The following is an 8,731-nucleotide window of genomic DNA, read 5'->3' as shown; positions in this document are numbered from 1 at the left end:
CAGGGCGGACATCGGACTTGCTCCTTGCCAGATCCTTATGCCCGATCAGTGCTGTGTTTGCAAGGTATATAATCGCCAAAAAAAGGCGTCAAGCGGAACGTCCGGTTGATATACCGGCGGAATCCGTGAAATACCTGCTCTTGGCAATGCACGAGAATGACGGACCCCGATAATCGACCAGATCGCAGCCCTCCCCTACCGACTGGACGCCGACGGCTTGACCCGCGTCCTGCTGATAACGTCGCGTGAGACGGGCCGCTGGGTGGTGCCGAAGGGCAATCCGATGAAGGGGTTCGCGCCGCACGAGGCTGCCGCACAGGAAGCCTTCGAGGAAGCCGGCCTCAGCGGGATCGCAGATCCGTCGCCGATCGGCGATTTCCGCTACGTCAAGCGGCGCGGGGCACGCCGCGACCGCGAATTGTCGGTCACGGTCTTTCCGCTCGCGGTCACCGCCCAGGCCGAGGATTGGCCCGAACGTCTGCAACGCAAAACACGCTGGTTCTTGCCGACGGATGCCAGCGCCGCCGTCGAAGAGCCCGGCCTGAAGCGGCTGATCGCCGGGTTCGGGGCCTCTCGAGCATCGGACTGAATGCTTCAGGCGTTCGTGTCGGGGATGGTGGAGCCGAGGGGGATCGAACCCCTGACCTTTCGCATGCCATGCGAACGCTCTCCCAGCTGAGCTACGGCCCCCAACCTTCCCGGGAAGGCGCGTCCCCTAGCCGGGGTGCGCACCGATGGCAAGCGACCGGCCGGCCGCTTGCCATTGCGTCCACATCAATGCTCGTCTTCGTCGTTCGTCGTCTCGACGCCCAGATCGTCGTCGCCGCCCAGATCGACCTCGTCGTCCGCGGACGGTTCCTCGTCCTCGCCGGTGATCGCGGCGATATCCTCGTCCTCGTCGCCACCCTCGAGATCGGCATCCGCCTTCTTGGTATCGGGCTTCGCGACCTCGAACGGCAAGGGCTGCTTGGATTTCAGGATGGGCTCCGGTTCCCAGCTATGGCTGCAGTTGATGCAGACCACGGGATCGTCCTTGGCGAGATCGTAGAAACGCGTCGCGCATTTCGGGCACGTACGCTTCGTGCCCCATTCCGGCTGTATCATGCCGTCAAAACCTTTCGGATGGGTCGTCGTCAGGGGTGCCCTGCGAAGTGGGGCGCGCCTTGCCATAGCGGGGCACGACTGTCAAAGCGCCGCCGCGATGAAAGCCCCCTCCCCCACGCCAATGACGATCGGCGCGCGCGGCGCGTTGCGGGGGACGCTGACCATTCCCGGCGACAAGTCGATCAGTCACCGCGCGCTGATGTTCGCGAGCCTCGCGGTCGGTGAAAGCCGGATCGAGGGGCTGCTGGAGGGCGAGGATGTCCTTGCAACCGCCGCGGCGATGCGGGCGATGGGCGCGACGATCGAGCGCGACCCGGACGGTGTGTGGCGCGTCCTTGGCGTCGGGGTCGGCGGGCTGCTTCAGCCGACGACCGCGCTCGACATGGGCAATTCGGGCACTTCGACGCGATTGCTGATGGGACTGGTCGCAAGCCACCCGATCACCGCGACCTTCGTCGGCGACGCGTCGCTGTCGGGTCGTCCGATGGCCCGGGTGATCGAACCCTTGTCGCGCATGGGGGCAGACATCACCGCAAGCCCCGGCGGACGGCTGCCGCTGATGCTGCGCGGGCTGTGCCCCGCGGTGCCGATCGAATACACACTGCCCGTCGCCTCCGCTCAGGTTAAATCCGCGATCCTCCTCGCCGCGCTCAATACGCCCGGCACGACCCGCGTGATCGAACCGGTCGCGACGCGCGACCATAGCGAGCGGATGCTGGCAGGGTTCGGGGCGGCGTTGAGCGTCGAACGGACGCTGGCGGGCCGCATCATCTCGCTGACCGGCGAGGCCGAACTCCGCCCGCAATCGATCACCATTCCCGGCGACCCGTCCTCGGCGGCGTTCTGGATGGTCGCGGCGTCGATCGTCCCTGGATCGGACGTGACGATCGCGAATGTCGGATTGAACCCCACGCGTACCGGGTTGCTGAGCGCGTTGCGTCTGATGGGGGCCGATATCGAGGCGATCGATCCGCGCACCGTCGGTGGCGAGCCGGTCGCCGATCTGCGCGTCCGCCACGCGGCCTTGTCGGCCATCGACGTCCCCGCCGATCTCGCACCGGGCATGATCGACGAATATCCGGTGCTGTTCGTCGCCGCCGCCTTTGCAAGCGGCCGGACGGTCGCGCGCGGCGCGCACGAACTGCGCGTCAAGGAATCCGACCGGATCGCGGCGATGAACGCGGCGCTCGGTGCCTGCGGCGTCGCGGTCGAGGAATATGACGACGGTCTGGCCATTACCGGCAGCGGCGGCGAGGCCATCCCCGGCGGCGCGACGGTCGCGTCGAAGCTGGATCACCGGATCGCGATGAGCACGGCGGTTGCGGGGCTCCACGCGACGAACCCCGTCACCATCGACGATATCGCACCGATCCGCACCAGCTACCCCGATTTCCTCGCCACGCTCGATGGACTGACGGGGCGGGCATGATCATCGCGGTGGATGGGCCGGCGGCCAGCGGCAAGGGCACGATCGCGAAGGCGCTGGCGCGGCATTACCGGCTGCCGCATCTCGATACCGGGCTGCTGTACCGCGCGGTGGCCTTTGCGGTGGGACAGCTCGACCTCGACCCCGAAAAGGAAGCCGATGCGGTCGCAGCATGCGATTTCGAAGAGCGGATGCTGGAGGACCCACGCTTGCGGGACGACCGGATCGGGCGGCTCGCATCGATCGTATCGGCGCACCCGCTCGTCCGCGCCGCGCTGCTGCAGCGCCAGAAGCGGTTCGCGCATCAGCCGGGCGGCGCGATCCTGGATGGCCGCGACATCGGCACCGTCATCGCGCCTGATGCCGATGCCAAGCTGTTCGTGAAGGCGACGCCGCGCATAAGGGCGAAGCGTCGACATGCGGAACTCCAGGGACGCGGCGACCTTACCAGCTTCGACCGCGTGCTGGCCGATATTCGACAGCGCGACGAACGCGACAGTAGCCGGTCCGCCGCGCCGCTCGTCATGGCGGCCGACGCGGCGCTGCTCGATACCAGTTTCCTGTCGATCGATTCGAGCGTGCAGAAGGCGATCGCGATCGTGGAGGCGGCTCGGCTGCTGCAATAGGCGTTCCGATCTTGCGCGCCGGAGCCCCGAACGCTAAGGACGAACCATCCGGCGGACAGACGGTCGCGGAGGTAGGCGCGGAAGCATGGTCTTCACGCGCCCTTTTCGCATCTCGCGTCTAGCCCTCCGTGCACGTCCGATGTCGGATGCCGCGCCGGCACGGGGTCTGCGCGGCGGTGTGAAAGCCAAGACCGTCGGATACAACCGGCCGGCCGGCAACGAACGATTTAGGAATACAGGACTTTATGGCTACCCAGGTAATGCCGAGCCGCGATGACTTTGCCGCGATGCTGGACGAGATGTTCGGCGGTGCCGACAGCTTCGAAGGTCGCGTGGTGCACGGCACCGTCACCGCGATCGAAAACGACATGGCCGTCATCGACGTCGGGCTGAAGTCAGAAGGCCGCGTTCCCTTGCGCGAATTCGCCGCCCCCGGCCAGAAGGCGGAGCTGAAGGTCGGCGATGAGGTCGAGGTCTATGTCGACCGGGTCGAGAACATGCATGGCGAGGCGATGCTGTCGCGCGACCGCGCCCGCCGCGAAGCCGCCTGGGACAAGCTAGAGCAGGAATTCTCGAAGACCACCCGCGTCGAGGGCGTGATCTTCGGCCGCGTGAAGGGCGGCTTCACCGTCGACCTGAACGGTGCCGTGGCGTTCCTGCCCGGCTCGCAGGTCGATATCCGTCCGGTCCGCGACGTGACCCCGCTGATGGACATTCCGCAGCCGTTCCAGATCCTGAAGATGGACCGCAAGCGCGGCAACATCGTCGTGTCGCGCCGCGCGGTTCTTGAAGAGACTCGCGCCGAGCAGCGTTCGGGCCTGATCCTCAGCCTGGCCGAGGGCCAGATCATCGACGGCGTCGTCAAGAACATCACCGATTACGGTGCGTTCGTCGACCTGGGCGGGATCGACGGTCTGCTCCACGTCACCGATCTCAGCTACAAGCGCGTCGGCCATCCGAGCGAAGTGCTGAACATCGGCGATACCGTGAAGGTGCAGATCATCCGCATCAACAAGGACACGCAGCGAATCTCGCTCGGCATGAAGCAGCTCGAGAGCGATCCCTGGGATGCCGCGTCGACCAAGTATCCGATCGGCGCGAAGCTGTCGGGCCGCGTCACGAACATCACCGAATATGGCGCGTTCGTCGAACTGGAAGCGGGTATCGAGGGCCTCGTCCACGTCTCCGAAATGTCGTGGACGAAGAAGAACGTCCACCCCGGCAAGATCGTCTCGACCAGCCAGGAGGTCGATGTCGTCGTGCTCGAGGTCGATCAGGAGAAGCGCCGCATCTCGCTGGGCCTCAAACAGGCACAGGCCAATCCGTGGGAAGCGTTCCTGGCCGAGCATCCGGTCGGCTCGACCGTCGAGGGCGAAGTCAAGAACGCGACCGAGTTCGGCCTGTTCATCGGTCTGGACAACGATGTCGACGGCATGGTGCATATGTCGGACATCGCGTGGGGCGTGGCGGGCGAGGACGCGCTGAACCTGCACCGCAAGGGCGAGACGGTCCAAGCGATCGTGCTCGACATCGATGCCGAGAAGGAGCGTATCTCGCTCGGCATGAAACAACTCGAACGCGGCGGGCCGGCGGCCGGCGGCGTTGCGGCATCGGGTGATCGCCTGAACAAGAACGCGGTCATCACCGTCACCGTTCTGGAAGTCCGCGACGCGGGTCTCGAGGTCCAGGCCGGCGACGACGGCGCGACCGGCTTCATCAAGCGCACCGATCTCGGCCGCGACCGCGACGAGCAGCGGCCGGAGCGGTTCCAGGTCGGGCAGAAATTCGACGCGATGGTCACAGGGTTCGATCGGTCGAAGAAGCCCACTTTCTCGATCAAGGCGATGCAGATCTCCGAAGAGAAGCAGGCGGTGGCGCAATATGGCTCGTCCGATTCGGGCGCGACGCTGGGCAACATCCTCGGCGAGGCGCTGAAGGCGCGGGGCGAAACGAACAAGGACTGATCGACGCCTCGATCGATTCGAGATGGCCGGGATGTGCGATACCGCATCCCGGCCGTTTTGCGTTTAAGGTGCTCGCTATTCGGTTCCGCGACGGCAGGTTGTAGCGCTCGTGTTTCTGGCGCAGGATTTTCGATTGACCTGGATCAATCGATTGGCGAGAGTGGGACGGCAGCTGGGGATAGCGACGATGATCCGTTCCGAACTTGTCCAGAATATCCTCGACGCCAACCCGACGCTCGCCCTGCGCGACGTCGAGGCGATCGTCAGTGCCTTCTTCGACGCCATCTCCGACCGGCTGGCCTCGAACGGCCGAGTCGAACTTCGCGGCTTCGGTTCCTTTTCGACGCGAGCGCGGGACGCGCGGAGCGGTCGCAACCCGCGTACCGGCGAAACCGTACCGGTCGATGCGAAGCGCGTGCCGTATTTCAAGCCGGGCAAGGACATGCGCGTCCGTTTGAACGTATAGGGTGCGTGGCGCGCCTTGACGGTCGTGCTTCGCTGCGCTTCTCGTATCCCGGTGCGCGGACGTGGCGAAATCGGTAGACGCTGCCGACTTAAAATCGGTTTCCATCGGAGTGCGGGTTCGAGTCCCGCCGTCCGCACCATCCTGTTGGCGATCGCCCTGACCGGCTGCGACCGCCGTCCGGACAAGGGTCCGGTGATCGTCAGCGCGATCGGGGGGACGCCGGCGCTGGTCGATGCCGCGCGCGGTCGACCCGATAGCGCGCAAAAACTGATGGTCGATGCGCTCGCACAGGGGCTTGTCCGGTTCGATGCCGCCGGACAGATCGAACAGGGGCTGGCCGAACGCTGGATCGTGATCGACGGCGGCCTGACCTACATCTTCCGGTTGCGCGATGCCGAGTGGCAGGACGGCAACCACGTTACCGCCGATCAGGTGGTCGCCATCCTGAAACGACAGATCGCCCCCGGTTCGCGCAATCCGCTTGCCCCCTTTCTCACCGCAATCGGCGACATCGTCGTGATGACGCCGCAGGTGATCGAGGTCCGGCTGAAACGCCCGCGGCCCGACCTGCTGAAGCTGTTTGCCCAACCCGAACTCGCACTGGTACGGACGAATCCGCCGGGCGGCAGCGGCCCTTTCCGGATCGTGGCAGGAGGGCACAGCCCCCTCCTGCGCCCCGCCTTCGATCGCGATCGTGCCGATCCGGACGACCAGCGCACGCTTGCGCCGGAAACGGAGGTCCGGCTCATCGGCGAGCGGGCGTCGCGAGCCATCGCGCGCTTCGCCCATCGCGATTCGGATCTCGTCGCTGGCGGCACGTTCGTCGACTGGCCGATCCTGGCGCAGGCATCGATCGCCCCCGCCAACATCCAGGTCGACCCCGCGGCCGGACTGTTCGGGCTTGCGTTCGCCGATCGCGATGGCTTTCTCGCTGATCCCGTCAACCGCGCCGCGGTGGCGCAAGCGATCGACCGCGGTGCCGCGACCGCTGCGGTTCGTCCCAACTGGGCATCGACCGAACAGATCCTGCCCGAGGCGCTCGACTCCGCCGCGCCGCCGGTCGTTCCCGTCTGGTCACAAGCGCCGCTCGCCGACCGCGTGGCGGCGGCCAGGGCGCAAGTCCGCTTATGGCCGGTCAAACCGGTATTGCGGATCGCACTGCCGACCGGCCCCGGCGCGACGTTGCTCTACGGGCAGATCGCGGCCTCGCTGATCGCGATCGGTGCCGTCCCGACCCGGGTCGCTGCAACTGCGGACGCCGACCTTCGCCTGATCGACCGGGTCGCCCCCTATGACAGCGCGCGCTGGTATTTCGCGAACGCATGCGCGCCGTGCGGGGCTGCGGCGCTGACGGCGATGCTCGCGGCACGCGATGCGCCGACGCTTGAGGAACGAAGCCATCGGCTTGCGGACGCGGACCTCGCCTTGGCGCAGGACGTGGCATTCATCCCGATCGCGCGTCCGCTTCGGTGGTCGCTGGTGGCGACCCGGTTACGGCAGTTCCAGCCCAACCCTCGGGCCTGGCACCCGTTGAACCGGCTTCGCGCCGACACCAGTTACCCGCAATGACGATCGACCGGAGCCGTATGGGCCAGACCCTTCTCGACCGCCTGCCGGTCGGTCGCGATCCCGTCTCGGTGCGTCGCAGAGTCGAAGCGATGGAGCATCTGCTCGAGGGGCTGTTCGTGATCCCCGGCATAAACCGCCGGATCGGGCTCGACGTCATCCTCGACGCGCTGCCGTTCGCGGGCACCAGCATCGCCGCCGCTCTGGGCGCATGGATGGTGTGGGAGGCGCGCAATATCGGGATGTCGAAGCTGCAGATGGCGCGGATGCTCGGCAATGTCGGTGTCGACTGGGCGCTCGGCATCATCCCGCTGATCGGCGCGGTCCCGGATTTCTTTTTCCGGTCGAACAGTCGCAACCTGAAGATCATCCACCGCCATCTCGATCGCCATTTTCCCGCCGGCATGACGATCGAGGGTTAGGGTGTCCTGCCCGCGATCCTGAGCGACGTGCCGGGTGACACGCCGCCATGACCGGCGGGGCAGCGGACGAAGGCGAAGGTCTTGTCCAGGCACAGCCAGATCTCGTCGAGCCAGCCTTGACGGTCGGTCGTGATCCGCATGCCGTCCGCGCGCAGACCGGGATTGGCCTTTGCCATCGCAAGCGCGAGATCGCCCGCGCTCAGTGGCGCGGCGGCAAGCGCATCCATATCGGGGAAGCGAAGCTTCGCATACAACCCGGTTGACAGACGGAAATACCGCGCGGGATCATAGCCGGCCATGCACGTCCCGTGCTTGGCCCATTCGTGTTGCAGCAATTGCGCGGACGGAGTCGTGCACATCGCGCCGCGGATCACGTGCGCAGGCAGCAGTGGCGTGGTCGTACAATATTGCGGCCAGGTCGCGCCCATCCCGTCCGGCCACAGTCCATGCAGCACGAAGCCGAACCGCCCCCCGGCGTGATTGCCGCATTCGAAGTCCGCGCCGGGTTTGTTACCTGCTTGGCGACAGAAATGCGGTGTCCAGATAAGCGCGAGGGTGTAGCCGCCGATCGGTTCCTGCCGCGCGGGCTGTTCCGCGGTCGGCAATTCCGGATGGACGGGCACCGGCGCGGTCGGCGGCATGCAATCATTGACCTGCGCCCAGCCGGCCGCTGGCCATGCAAGCGACAGCAGCGCCGCCGCGCGAATTGCGATCTTCATGCGAAGGGCTCCTCACCGACCGGGATTTCACCGAACCATTGCACCGCATCGCGGTGGAACAACAACGTAGCGGCGGCAATGTAGAGAATATTCACTGCGGCCATGAGAAGCACCGGCTTGCCGAATGGGATGCGCGCGGTGGCAAGCTGAAATATCGCAAACGCGATCCCCATTGCAGAGAAGATCGCGAAGACCGCGACGATCCATTTCGCCACGATGCTCGGCGCACGCGCGGTAAAACGCCAGAGCAGCAGCGAGATGACGATACCCAGCGCCAGCGTCACCCATAACAGCCAGGTCTTCCCCACCAGCAGCGGGTTCATCGAAAGCGCGTCGGCGCGGGCCGACCAGGTCAGTGCGGACGCGAGCAATCCCAACGCGAACGAAGAAAGATACAAACGTTCGTAGCGAACGATCGACTGCGGACGGACCATCGAA

10 protein-coding genes and 2 tRNA genes are annotated in these 8,731 nt (G+C 66.0%); 8 read left to right on the top strand and 4 right to left on the bottom strand.

From position 1 onward, the window contains the following. Window positions 1-217: 217 nt before the first annotated feature. Window positions 218-589, top strand: coding sequence for an NUDIX hydrolase (locus HUU99_RS12105; RefSeq protein WP_254603155.1), 372 nt, complete (start codon window positions 218-220; stop codon window positions 587-589). Window positions 590-614: 25 nt separating this feature from the next. On the opposite strand, the gene HUU99_RS12100 is transcribed toward HUU99_RS12105, so the two are convergent. Together HUU99_RS12100 and HUU99_RS12095 are read right to left on the bottom strand one after the other, a co-directional pair. Then, a tRNA-Ala gene (locus HUU99_RS12100) sits at window positions 615-690 on the bottom strand. A gap of 84 nt (window positions 691-774) precedes the next feature. Further along, a complete protein-coding gene (locus tag HUU99_RS12095; protein ID WP_174286833.1) occupies window positions 775-1,104 on the bottom strand; it encodes a TIGR02300 family protein in 330 nt (109 codons plus the stop codon). A gap of 97 nt (window positions 1,105-1,201) precedes the next feature. On the opposite strand from HUU99_RS12095, the gene aroA reads away from it, so the two are divergent. The 7 genes from aroA (at window position 1,202) to HUU99_RS12060 (ending at window position 7,574) form a co-directional block, all read left to right on the top strand. Continuing rightward, window positions 1,202-2,533 (top strand): 3-phosphoshikimate 1-carboxyvinyltransferase, encoded by a 1,332-nt coding sequence (gene aroA / locus HUU99_RS12090; protein WP_174286832.1) that lies wholly within the window; start codon window positions 1,202-1,204, stop codon window positions 2,531-2,533. Beyond that, window positions 2,530-3,156: a (d)CMP kinase gene (gene cmk, locus HUU99_RS12085; RefSeq protein WP_174286831.1), complete on the top strand. Its 627-nt coding sequence runs from the start codon at window positions 2,530-2,532 to the stop codon at window positions 3,154-3,156. Before aroA ends, cmk begins: the two co-directional genes overlap by 4 nt. Before the next feature lie 245 nt (window positions 3,157-3,401). Continuing rightward, window positions 3,402-5,120, top strand: a complete 1,719-nt coding sequence (gene rpsA, locus HUU99_RS12080) for a 30S ribosomal protein S1 (protein WP_174286830.1) — start codon at window positions 3,402-3,404, stop codon at window positions 5,118-5,120. Between the two features lie 187 nt (window positions 5,121-5,307). Further along, on the top strand, window positions 5,308-5,586 hold the full coding sequence (locus HUU99_RS12075; RefSeq protein WP_174286829.1) for an integration host factor subunit beta: 279 nt from the start codon (window positions 5,308-5,310) through the stop codon (window positions 5,584-5,586). A 55-nt stretch (window positions 5,587-5,641) separates the two neighbouring features. Further along, a tRNA-Leu gene (locus HUU99_RS12070) sits at window positions 5,642-5,725 on the top strand. A gap of 5 nt (window positions 5,726-5,730) precedes the next feature. After that, a complete protein-coding gene (locus HUU99_RS12065) occupies window positions 5,731-7,155 on the top strand; it encodes an ABC transporter substrate-binding protein (protein ID WP_254603154.1) in 1,425 nt (474 codons plus the stop codon). Then, window positions 7,152-7,574: a DUF4112 domain-containing protein gene (locus HUU99_RS12060; protein WP_174286828.1), complete on the top strand. Its 423-nt coding sequence runs from the start codon at window positions 7,152-7,154 to the stop codon at window positions 7,572-7,574. The genes HUU99_RS12065 and HUU99_RS12060 overlap by 4 nt, the downstream gene beginning before the upstream one ends. Here HUU99_RS12060 and HUU99_RS12055 read toward each other — a convergent pair. Next, window positions 7,571-8,293 carry a ribonuclease T2 family protein gene (locus tag HUU99_RS12055; RefSeq protein WP_174286827.1) on the bottom strand — a complete coding sequence of 241 codons (723 nt, stop codon included), beginning with the start codon at window positions 8,291-8,293 and terminating at the stop codon, window positions 7,571-7,573. The genes HUU99_RS12060 and HUU99_RS12055 overlap by 4 nt on opposite strands. Further along, complete coding sequence (locus tag HUU99_RS12050) at window positions 8,290-8,616, bottom strand: hypothetical protein (RefSeq protein WP_174286826.1); 327 nt, start codon at window positions 8,614-8,616, stop codon at window positions 8,290-8,292. Before HUU99_RS12050 ends, HUU99_RS12055 begins: the two co-directional genes overlap by 4 nt. Between the last annotated feature and the right edge of the window lie 115 nt (window positions 8,617-8,731).

Source organism: Sphingomonas bacterium (assembly GCF_903642285.1).
GTDB lineage: Bacteria > Pseudomonadota > Alphaproteobacteria > Sphingomonadales > Sphingomonadaceae > Sphingomonas.
The sequence above is the reverse complement of the archived record's forward strand: the minus strand, read 5'-3'. Positions and strand labels throughout refer to the sequence as shown.